This window comes from Klebsiella sp. CN_Kp113 (genome assembly GCF_040064585.1).
GTDB lineage: Bacteria > Pseudomonadota > Gammaproteobacteria > Enterobacterales > Enterobacteriaceae > Klebsiella > Klebsiella michiganensis.
Genome location: NZ_JBEAID010000043.1, coordinates 26,574 through 42,887, shown reverse-complemented (window position 1 = coordinate 42,887; position 16,314 = coordinate 26,574). Strand labels below are relative to the sequence as shown.

The window sequence follows — 16,314 nt, the reverse complement described above, 5'->3', positions numbered from 1 at the left end:
AGTGAAACGCCGTAGCGCCGATGGTAGTGTGGGGTCTCCCCATGTGAGAGTAGGGCATTGCCAGGCATCAAATAAGTGAAAAGCCCATCCTGACGGATGGGCTTTTTGCGTTTATGCGGCTGAGAAAATATCCATTTATACCAGACCTGGCAATGACAATTTGCCCATTTGATCTTATCTAAAGGATCGTTTCCCGAGCTTCAGCTGCCGGTATTGCAGTTTAAGCATTGTGGAGCTTACCTTCGGGGAAAAGCAGTGCCGGAGCTCGCTCCGGCACCTGTCATGGCAGAGAAAAGAAAGGAATTAACGAGTCAACGCCACGATGCCGAGCGTCAGGCCAGCGACGGCAGCTGCGCCCCCGGCAATCGCGCCGGCGGTTTCCCAGTTATCCTGGGTCGTTCCTTTCATACAGGTATTGGTGTGCACTAATCTGCCTTCAGAATCATAGACCGGTACACACGGAGAGTCATGTGCACAGCCGGCGAGTAGCGTTGCCAGCAATGCCACTAGAATAACTTTATTCATGATATTACCTCTAAATAATCCGCTTCGCTGTATTGGAGAACCCATACCTGCGCGGAACGGTTTATTTTATCATCAGCAATATGGGGTGCCGCTAGAGTAAATAATCTCAATTTATGAGTAACGTAAATATCATGAAGAAAACCAGATAACTATGGGGAAATAATGTGTATTGGTTACCGCAGCAATAAATATATTTAATATCATCAGGATAGTTATCGAAACGCAGACGAAAAAAAGGCACCTGAAAGGTGCCTTTAGAAAAACATATTTACTCTGCGTGTTTCGTAAAGCGGCGTCTTACCACGACGAAGAAGACAGGAACAAAGAAGATCGCCAGTAATGTTGCCGTCAGCATTCCGCCCATAACGCCGGTACCGACCGCGTTTTGGGCGCCGCTGCCGGCTCCATGGCTAATAACCAGAGGCAGAACCCCGAGGATAAAGGCCAGCGAAGTCATCAGGATAGGGCGTAAACGCATACGCGATGCTTCAAGTGTGGCTTCGATAATTCCTTTGCCTTCTTTATCCATCAGGTCTTTCGCAAACTCCACGATAAGAATCGCGTTTTTCGCAGAGAGGCCGATAGTTGTTAATAAGCCCACCTGGAAATAAACGTCATTATTAAGCCCGCGTAACGACGCCGCCAGTAATGCACCAACTACCCCTAATGGAACGACGAGCATGACGGAGAAGGGAATAGACCAACTTTCATAAAGCGCCGCAAGACACAGAAAGACAACAATAAGCGAAATGGCGTAGAGCGCGGGCGCCTGATTACCGGATAAACGTTCTTGATAGGACATTCCCGTCCAGTCGTAACCAATACCGGCAGGAAGCTTGCTGGCTAACTGCTCCATTAAAATCATCGCATCGCCGGTACTTTTCCCCGGAGCAGCTTCACCCAAAACTTCCATAGAGGGTAAGCCATTATAGCGCTCCAGGCGCGGTGAACCATAAACCCAGCGTGAGGTGACAAAGGCGGAGAACGGAACCATTTCGCCATTCGCGCTGCGGACGTACATATTATTGATATCGCTCGGCAGCATACGGAATTTTGCATCGGCCTGAACGTAGACTTTTTTCACTCGTCCATGGTCAATAAAGTCGTTGACGTAGTAACCCCCTAGCGCCGCGGAAATGGTTTCATTGATATCGGATAGCGAAATCCCCAGAGCCTGAGCTTTCTCCTGATCAACATCCAGCTTGAATTGCGGCGTGTCTTCGAGCCCGTTGGGGCGAACGCGTACCAGCTGGTCGGGATGCTCTCTCACCATACCCAGAAGTTGATTACGGGCCAGGGTTAACGCGCTATGGCCAAGGTTACCCTGATCGATAAGCTCAAAGTCAAAACCGGTCGCCGTACCCAGTTCGATAATTGCCGGCAGATTGAAAGGAAAGACCATAGCATCTTTAATCTGACTGAAGGCAACGGTCGCACGTTTGATGATTGCCTCAACGCCATTCTCTGCGCCACTGCGTTCTTCCCATGGCTTCAGGCTGACAAACGCCATACCGGAGTTTTGACCCTGACCGCTAAAGCTAAAGCCGTTAACGGTAAAGACGCTTTCAACATTCGCCTTCTCTTTATGTAGATAGTAATCGGTAACCGTATCAAGAACCTTTTGCGTGCGTTCCTGCGTTGCGCCTGAAGGAAGCTGGATCATGGTCATAAATACCCCCTGATCCTCATCCGGCAAGAAGGAGGTGGGCAGGCGCATAAACAGGACGGCCATACCCACAACGATCAGCAAATAGATGATCAGGTAGCGTCCGGTACAGCGCAGGATCCCGCTGACGCTGTTAGTGTAGTGGTTCACGCTACGATCGAATTTCGCATTAAACCAGCCAAAAAATCCTTTTTTCTCATGATGATCGGCTGATGCAGGTTTCAGTAATGTGGCACAAAGCGCGGGGGTCAGGATCAGCGCGACCAGTACGGACAGCGCCATGGCGGAGACGATGGTGATAGAAAATTGCCGATAGATCGCCCCCGTAGAGCCGCCAAAGAAGGCCATCGGGACAAACACTGCCGATAGCACCATGGCAATGCCGACCAGCGCCCCCTGAATTTGCGACATTGATTTTTCCGTCGCTTCTTTGGGGGGAAGCTTCTCTTCTACCATGACGCGTTCGACGTTTTCCACCACCACGATAGCATCGTCGACCAGAAGGCCTATTGCCAGCACCATGCCAAACATCGTTAGCGTATTGATGGAGTAACCGAACATCGCCAGTACGGCAAAGGTCCCGAGCAGGACGACCGGAACCGCAATGGTGGGGATCAGCGTGGCCCGGATATTCTGTAAGAACAGATACATCACCAGGAAGACGAGGATAATCGCTTCAAACAGCGTCTTCACAACCTCATGAATAGAGATTTTCACAAACGGCGTAGTGTCGTAGGGATAGACGACCTTCATCCCCTGCGGGAAGTACGGCTGCAGTTCGGCAAGCTTCGCTTTAATCGCGGCGGCGGTATCGAGGGCATTGGCGCCGGTAGCGAGCTTAATTCCCAGTCCTGAAGCCGGTTTTCCATTGATTTTTGCGACAACGTTGTAGTTTTCACCTCCCAGCTCAATACGTGCCACATCTTTCAGGTGCACCACTGAGCCATCCGCGTTCACGCGCAAAGTCACTTTGCCAAACTCTGCCGGATCTTTCAGTCGCGTCTGAGCAATAATGGATGCATTTAGCTGCTGGCCTTTAAGGGCCGGCGTACCGCCAAGCTGGCCTGCTGCAATCTGATCGTTCTGTACCTGCAGTTGGTTAATGACGTCGACAGGCGTGAGGTTGTACTTATTCAGGAGATTACCGTCCAGCCAGACGCGCATGGCATACTGCGCGCCGAAGAGCTGTACATCGCCGACGCCGTTAAGGCGGCTGATGGTATCTTTGACGTTCGATGCAACGTAGTCGGATATATCATCCTGAGTGGTGCTCGTGTTATCGGAGATGAATCCGGCAACCATCAGGAAACTACTGCTTGATTTCTCGACGCTAATCCCCTGCTGCTGTACTTCCTGAGGAAGAAGCGGCGTCGCCAGCTGCAGTTTATTCTGCACCTGAACTTGCGCAATATCCGGATCCGTACCTGATTTAAAGGTCAGGGTGATGGTAACGCCGCCTGCGGAATCGCTGGTTGAGGACATGTACATCAGATTATCGATACCGTTCATGTTCTGTTCGATAACCTGAGTCACCGTATCCTGAACGGTTTGTGCGTCCGCACCTGGATAGGTTGCGGAGATGGCCACCGCTGGCGGCGCGATAGTCGGGTATTGTGCAATCGGTAGCTGCATAATTGCGAGGCCACCGGCAATCATCATGATGATCGCCAGCACCCAGGCGAAGACCGGTCGATGGATAAAAAACTTAGACATAGGGATTCGTACCTTATTGCGCGACGGACGTCGCGGTATCCTCTTCGGCCTTCACGGTGACGCCGGGACGTACTTTCTGCAGACCGCTGACGATAACCTTTTCACCGGCTTTCAGACCGCTCGTGATTAACCACTTATCGCCAATCGCCTGTGAGGCTGTGACGGCTCGTGTTTCCACCTGGTTTTTATCATTAACGAGCATCACGCTGGCATCGCCGCGCGGCGTTCGGGTGACTCCCTGCTGAGGAACGAGAATGGCATCCGGTGAAACGCCCTCATCAATGCGGGCGCGAACAAACATCCCTGGCAGCAGAGCGTGCTGTGGGTTGGGGAAGATGGCGCGAAGCGTAATAGAGCCGGTGCTCTCATCTACCGTGACGTCAGAGAACTGCAGCGTGCCCTGAAGCGCATAAGGTTTTCCGTTTTCCATAATCAACTGCACGCTTTTGGTGTCACTGCCGTGCTGCAGGCTTTCCTGTTTCAGGCGCATGAAATCATTACTGGATTCAGTGACATCCACATAAATGGGATCGAGCTGCTGTACCGTCGCCATCGCGTCAGCCTGACCATTTGTCACCAGGGCACCTTCGGTCACGCTGGATTTGCCGATGCGGCCGCTGATTGGCGACGTCACTTTTGTGTACGCCAGGTTAATACGCGCGCTTTCCACGGCTGCCTTTGCGGCAATAACATCGGCATCGGCCTGGCGCGCGGTCGCCACCGCCTGATCGTATTCTTGCTGGCTGATATATTTTGTGCCGAGAAGAGGCGCGTAGCGTTTTACCGTTAAGTGGGCGATAGCCGCCGCGGCTTCTGCTTTCGCTTCATCACCTTTTGTGCTGTTGTAAGCCGCCTGATAGGTCGCCGGATCGATTTGATAAAGAGACTGTCCAGCGGTGACATCGCTACCTTCGACAAAGTTACGTTGCAGGATAATCCCGCTGACCTGCGGGCGGACTTCCGCGACGCGGTAGGCAGATGTGCGGCCAGGTAGCTCCGTGGTGACGGACAGCGGCGCGCTGTGTACGACATAAACGGAGACCTGAGGTATCTGCGCATGCGGTTGCCGATCGCCTGAATTATCGCAACCGCTGAGCAGGATGGCCGGGATGATAAGGCTGGATAAAAGTGTAACCCTGACATGAGGTGTCATTGCTGTTCCTTATAGATTATGAGCCAGGCATGGCCACGAATCTGTGCAAGAAATAATGAATTAAAATGCGGTTTGTTATCCTACAAATAAAAAACGATGGATGTAAGACATAGTTATTTTTTAGCCATCAGCAAGGCACGTAAAAACAAAATATCAGGAATAATGTTTTTAGAATGAACTTAAATTAAAATTTGCTTACATTGATATTTAATATATGAATGTATTTATCTTAATTATTCTTGCGGTGTATTTATTGGAGAGCGTTTGAGATTTAACTCATCTGTATTTTTGCTAAACAATATTGATTGTCAGATGTTAGGTTTATAGGTATCCAGCGATTTCCCCACACTCTCAATCTGGCATTGAGTGGAGCACCGTATGCCCAGAAGAACGAAAGAAGATGCGTTAAAGACGCGGCAGCTTCTGATTGAGTCTGCCATTCAGCAGTTTGCCTTACGTGGCGTGACCAGCACGACCTTAGCCGATATCGCTGATGCTGCTGGCGTGACGCGCGGAGCGGTGTACTGGCACTTTGCAAGCAAAGCTGAGCTATTTAATGAAATGTGGCAACAGCAGCTGCCGCTACGCGACCTGCTTCAGCATGAATTTAACCTTAAAGACGATCAGGATCCGCTCAGCACGCTACGAGAGAAATTTATTATTGGCTTACAATATATCGCCAATAATCCCCGTCAACGTGCCTTAATGCAAATCCTGTATCAGAAGTGTGAGTTTTCCAGCGACATGATGCCGGAAGCTGAGATTCGCAAGAGAATTGGTTTTAGCTATCCGATTATTCGCAGCATTTTGCAGCTCTGTATTCGTAACGGATTATTGCCAGCGGAAACCAATGTTGAAATTTCATTAATTGTATTACACAGCGCATTTACCGGTATTATTAAAAACTGGCTGGTGGAGCCCGGGCAATTCGATCTGTATCGCCAGGCACCCGCCCTGGTTGATAATATTATGTCAATCCTTTGCGGGGCTAATGGGCGGCAGACGATAGCCAGCCATTAAAATTCATGTAATAAAAAAGGCGCTTCCCCATGCCGAAGAGCGCCTTTTATATCAAACATTTAACTGATTAGTATCAGTTCATGCCGTATTTTTTCAATTTTTTACGCAGAGTACCACGGTTGATGCCCATCATCAGAGCAGCACGGGTCTGGTTACCGCGGGTGTATTGCATCACCATGTCCAACAGGGGCTGTTCTACTTCAGCCAGTACCAGCTCATACAGGTCATTAACATCCTGACCGTTCAGTTGAGCAAAATAGTTCTTCAGTGCCTGTTTAACCGAGTCACGCAGGGGCTTTTGAGTTACCTGATCCTGAGAGTTAACGGTAGAAACGGTCAGTACGTCAGAATTTACGCGTTGTTCGAACATAGTTCTGTCAGCTCTTTATTTCTATTACGCAAAATTTTCGAAGTATGCCTCCAACGCCTCCAGCTGTTCGCTGGAATCTTCTATGGCGTTGAATGTGCGCCGAAACTGGTCATCTGGAGCGTGTTCCTGCAGATACCAGGATACGTGTTTGCGTGCGATTCGGTACCCTTTTGCCTGGCCATAAAAGCCATGCAGTTCCCGAACGTGTGCACAAAGCAAGCGCTTAACCTCTGCCAACGGCAGCGGCGGCAGCAGCTCTCCAGTGTCCAGATAGTGCTGGATTTCCCGAAAGATCCAGGGTCTTCCCTGAGCTGCACGGCCTATCATAAGGGCATCTGCCCCCGTATAGTCGAGCACAGCTCTGGCTTTAAGCGGGTCAGTAATGTCACCATTCGCGATAACCGGAATGGAAACTTTCTGCTTAACTGCCCGAATACTGTCGTACTCAGCATCTCCGTTAAACAAACAGGCGCGCGTGCGTCCGTGAATAGTCAGAGCCTGAATGCCACATTCTTCAGCCAGTTGGGCAATTTCTACACAGTTACGGTGTTCCGGTTCCCAACCGGTGCGAATCTTGAGAGTTACGGGAACGTCCACTGCTTTGACGACCGCCGTCAGGATAGACTTCACCTGCTCGGGGTACTGCAAGAGGGCTGAACCTGCAAGCTTTCGATTCACTTTTTTAGCCGGGCATCCCATATTGATATCAATAATTTGGGCGCCGCTTTCCACGTTAATACGGGCGGCTGCAGCCATCTCTTCCGGTACGCTACCGGCGATTTGCACGGTACGAATACCGGGCTCATCAACGTGCACCATCCGTAAGCGTGACTTGTCGCTCTCCCAAACCTGCGGGTTGGAGGACATCATCTCGGATACGGTCAATCCTGCTCCCATCTCGTAACACAACGTGCGGAATGGCCTGTCAGTAATGCCAGCCATAGGCGCTGCGATGAGTCGATTCCTGAGCTGGTAGTGTCCGATGCGCATGAGTTAAGAAATGACCATACTGTGACTGCAAGGCGGCGTATATTACGCATTTTTTGCACGAGATGAAAGGCCAAACTTTGAGCAATCCTCTGCGGTGGATCAAAGAATCGCCTTGCAGGTCAGTGTGCATGAATAATTAGCTATATAAATCATTGCATTAAAAACATGTGATGAATTTATCTACACATATAATTTTGTCTAACTTCTCATTTTTTCTTCCCGGCACAGGGAACGGGCAAGATAATCTGCTGAAGAAATCAGCAAATTACCTTGGCTTTATGTGAGTTGGCTCTCATTTCAGAACATGATCGTGAAGCACAGCTGATGTTTATTCTATGACCACGCGACCATTCAGCGGCTGTATCGGACGATTGTTATCGTGATGCATAGCGTGGCTAAATTTTGCCAGCTGCGCTGATGAAAGTGTCAGGGGATGTTTAAGCACAATCCAGGTTACCCCCTCGGAGCAAGGCGGCGTGGTCAGGGAGCCGCTGAAACGCCAGTATGTCTTGTCTGCGGGAAGAAGGGCGTTGAGATCCATTTGGGTGACGATTTTAGCCGTCTGATCGGCTTTCTCGGGCATGGTGGCCCACAGTTTGTTCAGTTCGCTATTTTCCGCGCCCTGGTCGAACATCACCGCCACGACGGCAACGGCGCCTTGAGCGCTTTTATGTACCAGATGCATCTCCATCGCATAGTGCTTACCGTGAACGGTGTTTTCGCTCGGGGCATGAAAATGGAACTGCTGAAGGGTAAATGGCGTACCGTCAATCGTAACGGTATCCGCTGTTGTGGTCTTTAACCCCGCCTGGATAGTGTGACCATTGTTGATGAGCGTAATGGGGCCATCGATGTAGTGCGTATCCAGCGGTGAAAGGTGTGTCTTAAACGTGGTATCGATGTTGATAGGGGATTGATTCATGCCATTTTGACAGGTTTTGTACTCCTCATTGAGCGCCCCCCAGTGTTCCGGCGAACCTTCGCCTTCATAGCTCCAGTGGGAAGCGAAAACCGTAACGGGCATCATGCTTAACGCCAGTAATGCCGCCTTGCCTAAAGTTGTTTTCATATCATTCGTCCAATGAATAAATTTATGATTTTATTGGTAACTACAATACGTTACCGCATCATCTTATTCTCATTGAGCGAATGATTTTGTACAGAAAACGCGAAAAGCGGTGGCCTGCGATGAGGCCACAGGGAGATTACTTTTTATAACCGGTGATCCGGCACCACTCCTCTTTCTCCACGACGGGATCGAGGTTAAAGAGATCGGCGTACGCTTCACAAACGCTTTCCGCCTGGCTGGCAAGGATGCCGGAAAGCCCCAGCAGACCGCCTGTAACCGGCAGCACGCTGATAAGCGGAGCCAGTTCGCGTAATGGGCCGGCCAGAATGTTTGCGACCACCACATCGGCTTTCATCGCCTCTGGCTGATCTTTAGGCAGAAAGAGTTCCAGGCGTTCAGAAACCCCGTTACGCTCGGCATTATCGCGGCTGGCCTGAATGGCCTGCGGGTCGATATCAATACCGATAGCTTTCGCGGCGCCCAGCTTTAATGCCGCAATGGCCAGAATGCCTGAGCCGCAGCCAAAATCGATAATCGTTTTGCCCGCGAGATCGAGGCCATCCAGCCACTGCAGGCACATTGCCGTGGTGGGATGTGTACCGGTACCAAACGCCAGGCCCGGGTCGAGCATCACGTTAACGGCGTTTTCATCCGGCACATCGCGCCAGCTCGGGCAGATCCACAGGCGTTTACCGAAGCACATAGGGTGGAAGTTATCCATCCATTCGCGCTCCCAGTCCTTGTCTTCCAGTTGTTCGATTTTATGCACGAAACCGGCGCCCAGCAGCGGATTCTGCTCCAGCATCGCAATCACTTCTTTCATATCGGTCTCGGCGTCAAACAGGCCGATAACGTCAGTATCGCCCCACAGACGGGTTTCGCCCGGCAGAGGTTCGAATACCGGCGTGTCGTGCGTATCCTGGAAAGTAATGGAAACGGAACCCGCTTCCATTAACGCATCGCTCAGCTCTTCCGCGTTCGCGCCGGTAGTGTTCAGTTTCAGTTGGATCCATGGCATGGCAAAACTCTTTATTTATCAGTAGTCAATACGGCGGCTTGCGGGGCGGAGGTACCGAACCGGTTTCCGACCAGGAAAGCCAATAAGCTTAACAGCAACGCGGGCACTATCGGATGGAAGCCCAGGTACTGCAGATTAAAAGTGGCGAGTATGGCATAGAGTACGCCGCCGACGATCATCGCGCTCAACGCCCCTTTCGCGTTCGCGCGTTCCCAGTACAGGCCCAGCACCAGCGGCCATAAGAACACGGCCTCCAGGCCGCCGAACGCCAGCAGGTTGAGCCAGATAATCATCTCAGGCGGACGCCAGGCTGCCAGCAGCAGTAAAGCGCCCAGCAGCAAGGTGATCGTTGCCGACATCCGCTTCAACCGGGCTTCATTTGTTATCTGCTCGGGGCGCAGATTCAGATACAGATCTTTAATGATCGTAGCGGAACTTTGCAGCAGCTGGGCGTTGATCGTCGACATAATGGCGGCCATCGGCGCGGCGAGGAAGATCCCGGCGGCAAAGGGCGGCAAGACTTTCACCATGAGCGTCGGGATGACCAGATCCGGCACCGTCAGATCCGGGATCACCGCCCGGCCTAACGCACCCGCAAGATGCATCCCAAACATCAGGATCGCCACCACGATGGTGCCAATGATAATTCCCCGGTGCACCGCTTTGCTGTCTTTATAGGAGATGCAGCGAACGGCGGTGTGCGGGAGGCCAATCACCCCGAAGCAGACCAGCACCCAGAAGGAGGTCATAAAGGTGGGGGAAAGAATGTCATCAGCCCCCTGCGGGGAAACCAGCTTAGGATCGATGGTTTGCAGGGTTTCTACCGCATTATGTAGCCCGCCCGCCGCATGAACGACGCCAACCAGCAGGACGATAGTGCCGACCAGCATCACCATTCCCTGGAGCGTGTCGTTGAGGACGCTGGCACGAAAACCGCCGAACGCGCTATAGAGCGCGATACTCACGCCAAAAATCAGCAGACCGGTTTCGTAGGGAATACCCGCTGCGGTTTCCAGCAACCGCGCCCCGCCGATGAACTGCACCGTCATTGCCCCGACAAACGCCACCAGAAGGCTCAGGCTCGCGAGCCAGACCAGCAGACGGCTTTGGTAGCGGGCAAAGAGCATATCGTTCAGGGTTACGGCATTATAGCGGCGCGCCAGAATGGCGAATTTCTTACCCAAAATCCCCAAAGAAAGCCAGATCGCCGGAAGTTGGATCATCGCCAGAAGCACCCAGCCGAGGCCATATTTATAGGCCGCGCCGGGGCCGCCTATAAACGAACTGGCGCTGATATAGGTAGCGGTAAGCGTCATGGCTAATACAATGCCGCCCATCGAGCGGCTGCCGAGAAAATATTCGTTCAGGAAGGAACCCGTTGCGCGCTTACGCATTGCATAGATGGAGAGAGCAAACACCACCAGCAGGTAGGCGATAAGCGGCAGTATGACTTCAAGCTGCATCGTCATCCTCCAGAGGAATATCGCGATAGATAACTTTTACCATCGCCCAGCACAGCAGAATAAACACCAGCGGTACCAGCAGGCAGGCCATTTCGAACCAGTGCGGCAGGCCGGTTAGGCCAATACCGACGCCCGGCAGATAGGCGGCAGCCAGCCAAGCCGCAAGATAGAGAAGGGTTAGCCACAGCGCCCAGCGCGCCTCTTTATGGGCCTGAACAAAGCGTTTGTCCATTTTTTGTCCCTTGAGGATAAAGAAAGCGGGGATTGTACCGCATGGAAAAGAGGAGAGGAGAGAAAAAGAAAAAAGGCCGGATTATCCGGCCTTTTGCAGCGATGGCAGAATTACTTCTCCTGCAATCCGAGTTTTTTCTCCAGATAGTGGATATTGGTGCCACCATTCTGGAAATGCTCGTCGTTCATGATGCGAATCTGCAGATCAACGTTGGTTTTGATGCCATCGATAATCAGCTCCTGCAGCGCATTTTTCATGCGGGCAATCGCGACATCACGGTTTTCGCCATAGCAGATCAGCTTACCGATCATTGAGTCATAGTACGGAGGCACGGTGTAGCCCGCGTAGATATGAGACTCCCAGCGCACGCCAAAACCGCCCGGCGCGTGGAAGCGGGTAATTTTACCCGGGCTCGGCAGGAAAGTGTTCGGGTCTTCGGCGTTGATACGGCATTCCACCGCATGGCCTTTAACCACAACTTCTTCCTGCTTGATGGACAGCGGCTGGCCGGCTGCGATGCGCAGCTGCTCTTTAATCAGGTCGACGCCGGTGATCATTTCGGTTACCGGGTGTTCAACCTGAATACGGGTGTTCATTTCGATGAAATAGAACTCGCCGTTTTCGAACAGGAACTCAAAAGTACCCGCGCCGCGATAGCCGATATCGACGCACGCTTTGGAGCAACGCTCGCCGATATAGCGACGCAGTTCCGGCGTAATGCCCGGCGCTGGCGCCTCTTCGACCACTTTCTGGTGACGACGCTGCATGGAGCAGTCGCGCTCAGCCAGATAGATAGCGTTACCCTGACCGTCAGCCAGTACCTGGATCTCGATGTGACGAGGATTCTCCAGGTATTTCTCCATATACACCATGTCGTTGTTAAACGCGGCTTTGGCTTCCGCTTTGGTCATGGAGATGGATTGCGCCAGCTCAGCATCGCTGCGCACAACGCGCATACCGCGACCGCCGCCGCCGCCGGAGGCTTTGATAATCACCGGGTAGCCAATGCGTTTTGCATGGGCGCGGTTAACGTCCATATCTTCGCCCAGCGGCCCATCAGAGCCCGGTACGGTCGGAACACCCGCTTTCTTCATCGCGGTGATCGCAGACACTTTGTCGCCCATCAGGCGGATTGTGTCAGCTTTCGGGCCGATAAAGATAAAGCCGGAACGCTCAACCTGCTCAGCGAAGTTTGCGTTTTCGGACAAAAATCCGTAACCCGGGTGAATAGCCACCGCGCCGGTGATTTCAGCAGCGCTGATAATCGCCGGGATATTGAGGTAGCTTTTTACGGACGGAGCCGGGCCGATACAGACCGTCTCATCCGCTAACAATACGTGTTTTAAATCGCGATCCGCCGTTGAGTGCACAGCAACGGTCTTGATGCCCAGTTCTTTACAGGCACGCAGGATACGCAATGCAATCTCGCCGCGGTTGGCGATAACAATTTTATCCAGCATGTTCGCCTCGTTATTCGATGACGACCAGTGGCTCGTCAAATTCTACCGGTTGACCACTTTCGACCAGAATGGCTTTCACCACGCCGGATTTATCGGCTTCGATCTGGTTCATCATTTTCATGGCTTCAACGATGCACAGGGTATCGCCCGCGTTAACTTTCTGACCGATTTCGATGAAGGCTTTCGCGTCCGGGCTCGGGGTGCGGTAGAAAGTACCAACCATTGGGGAACGTACGATGTGGCCACTGATTTCCGCTGCCGCAGGGGCTTCCATTGCTGGCGTTGCCGCAGAGGCGACTGCGTTAGACAGCGCTGGCTGTTGCTGCATCATCGGTGCGGCGTAAGCCTGTTGCATCACCGGGAAACCTGCGTTTGGCGCGGCACGGCTGATGCGTACAGACTCTTCGCCTTCAGAAATTTCCAGTTCGGAGATGCCTGATTCTTCAACCAGCTCGATCAGTTTTTTAATCTTACGAATATCCATGAGTGGGTTCCGTACTCTTTGTTTAGTGTGATTGTGACAGGCGTGTTAGCACCGTCTGTAAAGCATATGAATTACTGCTGTTGCAAGACGCCGCGCTTCTTCAGAAGCCGACAGGTTAAGCCTCCGATGCTCGAAAGCAAAAAACGAAACTTATCGGCCAATATGCGGCTATCTTCTGCCATTCTCGGGTAAAAAACAAAATATACCTTCGATGCGCGATTGTCACCTTTTCGGGACTCAAAAAGCCCGTCAGGAAAACCAAAGTCGCACATTATAACGATTTCGTAGCATTTGGCAGCTAAATACTGGTCTTATCAGGGAAGATTATCAACCGCTATCGTGTAAAGAGTGGCGGTTGATAAAAGAACTGCGGGAAACTGCACATATCCGGAATTAGCGCCACCACTGGCGGAACTTCTTGTATCGCCATGCTAAAAGCAGGATCGCCAGCAGCGCATAAATGAGCGGTTGGGGGGATAAAATCTTCACCGACCATAGGTAGTGAATGGGGGCGAGGATCGCGACAACATAGACGAAGTTATGCAATGTTTGCCAGCGACGACCCAATCTTCGCTGCATCGCTTGCGTTGACGTCGCCGCCAGCGCCAGCAGAATCAGCCAGCTGATTAACCCCAGCGTCAGATAAGGGCGGGTGAGGACTTCTGTACCCAATAGCGCCAGATTGTTAATCCCAAGTTCGAGCAGCGTATAGCTGGTCAAATGCAGCGTAGCCCAGGCAAAGCACCATAAACCAAGTAAGCGCCGGGTGCGTATCAATAACGGCTGTTTAGCGTAGCGCGCCAGCGGCGAAACAAGCAAGGTAGCCAGCAGGAATTTAAGAGCCATCCTACCGGTAAAGTGCTGGATATCCTTTGCCGGGTCGGCGCTGAAATACCCCTGATGTCCGGCCCAGAAGAGCCAGACAAAAGGCAAAAATCCGGCCAGATGGAGAAGCACTTTCAGCGAGGTAATCTGCTTTACAGTCAGGCGCACTAGTAATTCTCCCGCAAATTCAGGCCCCGGTAGAGCGAAGCCACTTCGTCAGCATAGCCGTTGAAGAGCAGTGTTGGCTGGCGTTTGACGTCGAGTACGCCGCCTGCGCCGATAAAGCGCTCAGTTGCCTGCGACCAGCGGGGGTGATCGACATGCGGATTGACGTTGGCGTAGAAGCCATACTCCTCAGGTCCGGCGAGGTTCCAGGTCGTGGGGGGACGTTCACGCGTCAGCTCGATACTGACGATAGACTTAATCCCTTTGAAACCGTACTTCCAGGGCACGGTGAGTCGGACCGGCGCACCGTTTTGCGGAGGCAGCGCTTTGCCATACACGCCTACGCTAAGCAGCGTCAGAGGATGCATGGCCTCGTCGAGCCGCAGCCCTTCGACATAGGGATACGCCAGCCCGCCGCCGATAAAACGGTCTTTTTGACCCGGCATCTGCTCAGGCGCATAAAGCGTTTTAAACGCGACGTAGCGCGCATTGCTGGTGGGCTCGACCAGCGATAACAATTTATGCAGCGGGAAGCCGACCCAGGGAATCACCATCGACCAGGCTTCGACGCAGCGCATCCGGTAAATTCGCTCTTCCAGCGGAAATCGGCTGGTCAGGTCGTCATGATCGAGCGTAAGGGGTTTTGCCACCTCGCCGCCAATTGTCAGCGTCCAGGGGTCAGTGCGCAGGCTTCCGGCATTGGCCGCCGGATCGGCTTTATCCAGGCCGAACTCATAAAAGTTGTTGTAGCCTGATACCTTATCTTCCGGCGTGAGCGTGAGAGTGTTTTGCCATTGCGCCGGTTTATCGAACGTCAGCGCTTTACCTGCCGGCGCCGGCGGGCGGTCGTTGCCTTTAAACCAATCCAGCAGGTCAGCTTGCGCGGAGGGTGAGAGGGAAAGAGCGGTGGCGCTAATTCCCAACATTTTCAGGATCTGGCGACGCTGCAGCATAAAAACGGATTCTGCCGTTACGTCGGCTTCCGTCAGTTTTTTGGATTTCATGGCATCCTCCGTCGTGCGTTTTTCTTAGCATGACGGAGGCGGAGCGTTATTGCGAATATGTCACGAAAAATTGCAGATTAGGCGATTTTAACCAGCGTGCGCCCCTGAATCTTATTGGTCATGATCTTATCGGCAAATTCAGGGGCTTCGGCGAGGGAGATTTCCGTCGCGCTTTGCGCATAGAAGGATTCCGGCAGATCGCGCACCAGACGCTGCCAGGCCTCGGCCCGGCGCGCGGCTGGCGTCATCACCGAATCAACGCCCTGCAGGCGCACGTTACGCAGAATAAACGGCATCACGGTCGTGGGCAGGGCAAAGCCGCCTGCCAGACCGCAGGCCGCCACGCAGCCGCCGTAGTTCATCTGCGCCAGCACTTTTGCCAGCACCTTATCGCCAACGGTATCAACGGCACCGGCCCACAGCTGTTTTTCCAGCGGGCGGGTTTCGGCGAACTCATCGCGGCTAAGAATGCGCTGCGCGCCGAGGTTTTTAAGATATTCATGGGTGCTTTCGCGCCCGGAAACCGCCGCCACCTTGTACCCGAGATGATGCAGCAAAGCGACCGCGGTGCTGCCGACGCCGCCGCTGGCCCCGGTGACCACGACTTCGCCATCTTCCGGACGAACCCCGGCGTCTTCCAGCGCCATCACGCACAGCATCGCGGTGAAACCGGCGGTCCCAATGACCATGGCTTTACGACCATCCAGGCCTTGCGGCATCGCCACCAGCCAGTCGCCTTTAACGCGAGCGCGCTCCGCCAGTCCGCCCCAGTGGTTTTCCCCCACGCCCCATCCGGTCAGCAGGACTTGCTGGCCGGCGTGGAAACGCGGATCCTCGCTGCTGTGGACAAAACCGGCAAAATCGATGCCAGGAATCATCGGAAAGTTGCGGATAATTTTTCCTTTACCGGTGATGGCCAGCGCATCTTTATAGTTGAGGCTGGACCAGTGGATATCCACTGTCACATCCCCCTGCGGCAGCTGGCTGGCGTCAATGGTTTGCACCGAAGAGAGAGTTTTGCCATCCTGCTGTTCTAAGATTAAAGCCTGCATGCGCCGGTCCTCATAGGTTGGATGATTGGAAAATTTTTTCTGCAGACTATACTCGCTAACGGCATTATTACACCGATGTAACGCAATAAATTGCCAGATGCGCCA

The 16,314-nt window shown here is 52.8% G+C and carries 14 protein-coding genes and 1 pseudogene; 1 reads left to right on the top strand and 14 read right to left on the bottom strand.

The window, feature by feature from the left end:
• Positions 1–303: 303 nt before the first annotated feature.
• The 3 genes from ABLV30_RS25040 to ABLV30_RS25030 form a co-directional block, all read right to left on the bottom strand.
• Positions 304–525: a hypothetical protein gene (locus ABLV30_RS25040; RefSeq protein ID WP_032751522.1), complete on the bottom strand. Its 222-nt coding sequence runs from the start codon at positions 523–525 to the stop codon at positions 304–306.
• Positions 526–793: 268 nt separating this feature from the next.
• Positions 794–3,904, bottom strand: coding sequence for an efflux RND transporter permease subunit (locus tag ABLV30_RS25035; protein ID WP_014227025.1), 3,111 nt, complete (start codon positions 3,902–3,904; stop codon positions 794–796).
• A 13-nt stretch (positions 3,905–3,917) separates the two neighbouring features.
• A complete protein-coding gene (locus tag ABLV30_RS25030) occupies positions 3,918–5,057 on the bottom strand; it encodes an efflux RND transporter periplasmic adaptor subunit (protein WP_032751519.1) in 1,140 nt (379 codons plus the stop codon).
• 378 nt (positions 5,058–5,435) lie between these two features.
• Between ABLV30_RS25030 and envR the strand changes: the two genes are divergently transcribed.
• On the top strand, positions 5,436–6,077 hold the full coding sequence (gene envR, locus ABLV30_RS25025; RefSeq protein ID WP_004854718.1) for an acrEF/envCD operon transcriptional regulator: 642 nt from the start codon (positions 5,436–5,438) through the stop codon (positions 6,075–6,077).
• A gap of 73 nt (positions 6,078–6,150) precedes the next feature.
• Here envR and fis read toward each other — a convergent pair whose 3' ends face one another.
• The 11 genes and pseudogenes from fis to ABLV30_RS24970 all read right to left on the bottom strand — a co-directional run bounded on the left by fis (position 6,151) and on the right by ABLV30_RS24970 (position 16,209).
• On the bottom strand, positions 6,151–6,447 hold the full coding sequence (gene fis, locus ABLV30_RS25020) for a DNA-binding transcriptional regulator Fis (RefSeq protein WP_000462905.1): 297 nt from the start codon (positions 6,445–6,447) through the stop codon (positions 6,151–6,153).
• Positions 6,429–7,437 (bottom strand): annotated as a pseudogene (gene dusB / locus ABLV30_RS25015) (tRNA dihydrouridine synthase DusB). Before dusB ends, fis begins: the two are co-directional and overlap by 19 nt.
• Before the next feature lie 328 nt (positions 7,438–7,765).
• Positions 7,766–8,506, bottom strand: a complete 741-nt coding sequence (locus ABLV30_RS25010) for a carbonic anhydrase family protein (protein WP_004854712.1) — start codon at positions 8,504–8,506, stop codon at positions 7,766–7,768.
• A 136-nt stretch (positions 8,507–8,642) separates the two neighbouring features.
• Entirely contained in the window at positions 8,643–9,524 is an 882-nt protein-coding gene (gene prmA / locus ABLV30_RS25005) for a 50S ribosomal protein L11 methyltransferase (protein WP_348865688.1), read from the bottom strand.
• 11 nt (positions 9,525–9,535) lie between these two features.
• Entirely contained in the window at positions 9,536–10,987 is a 1,452-nt protein-coding gene (panF, locus tag ABLV30_RS25000; protein ID WP_348865687.1) for a sodium/pantothenate symporter, read from the bottom strand.
• Positions 10,977–11,219: a YhdT family protein gene (locus ABLV30_RS24995; protein ID WP_004125848.1), complete on the bottom strand. Its 243-nt coding sequence runs from the start codon at positions 11,217–11,219 to the stop codon at positions 10,977–10,979. The genes panF and ABLV30_RS24995 overlap by 11 nt, the downstream gene beginning before the upstream one ends.
• A gap of 110 nt (positions 11,220–11,329) precedes the next feature.
• Positions 11,330–12,679: an acetyl-CoA carboxylase biotin carboxylase subunit gene (gene accC / locus ABLV30_RS24990; RefSeq protein WP_004125846.1), complete on the bottom strand. Its 1,350-nt coding sequence runs from the start codon at positions 12,677–12,679 to the stop codon at positions 11,330–11,332.
• 10 nt (positions 12,680–12,689) lie between these two features.
• Positions 12,690–13,163, bottom strand: a complete 474-nt coding sequence (gene accB / locus ABLV30_RS24985; protein ID WP_004125844.1) for an acetyl-CoA carboxylase biotin carboxyl carrier protein — start codon at positions 13,161–13,163, stop codon at positions 12,690–12,692.
• 393 nt (positions 13,164–13,556) lie between these two features.
• Positions 13,557–14,156: a protein-methionine-sulfoxide reductase heme-binding subunit MsrQ gene (msrQ, locus tag ABLV30_RS24980; protein ID WP_064406587.1), complete on the bottom strand. Its 600-nt coding sequence runs from the start codon at positions 14,154–14,156 to the stop codon at positions 13,557–13,559.
• Entirely contained in the window at positions 14,156–15,157 is a 1,002-nt protein-coding gene (msrP, locus tag ABLV30_RS24975; RefSeq protein ID WP_014227018.1) for a protein-methionine-sulfoxide reductase catalytic subunit MsrP, read from the bottom strand. The genes msrQ and msrP overlap by 1 nt, the downstream gene beginning before the upstream one ends.
• Before the next feature lie 77 nt (positions 15,158–15,234).
• Positions 15,235–16,209, bottom strand: a complete 975-nt coding sequence (locus tag ABLV30_RS24970) for an MDR family oxidoreductase (protein ID WP_025108488.1) — start codon at positions 16,207–16,209, stop codon at positions 15,235–15,237.
• Positions 16,210–16,314 lie beyond the last annotated feature (105 nt).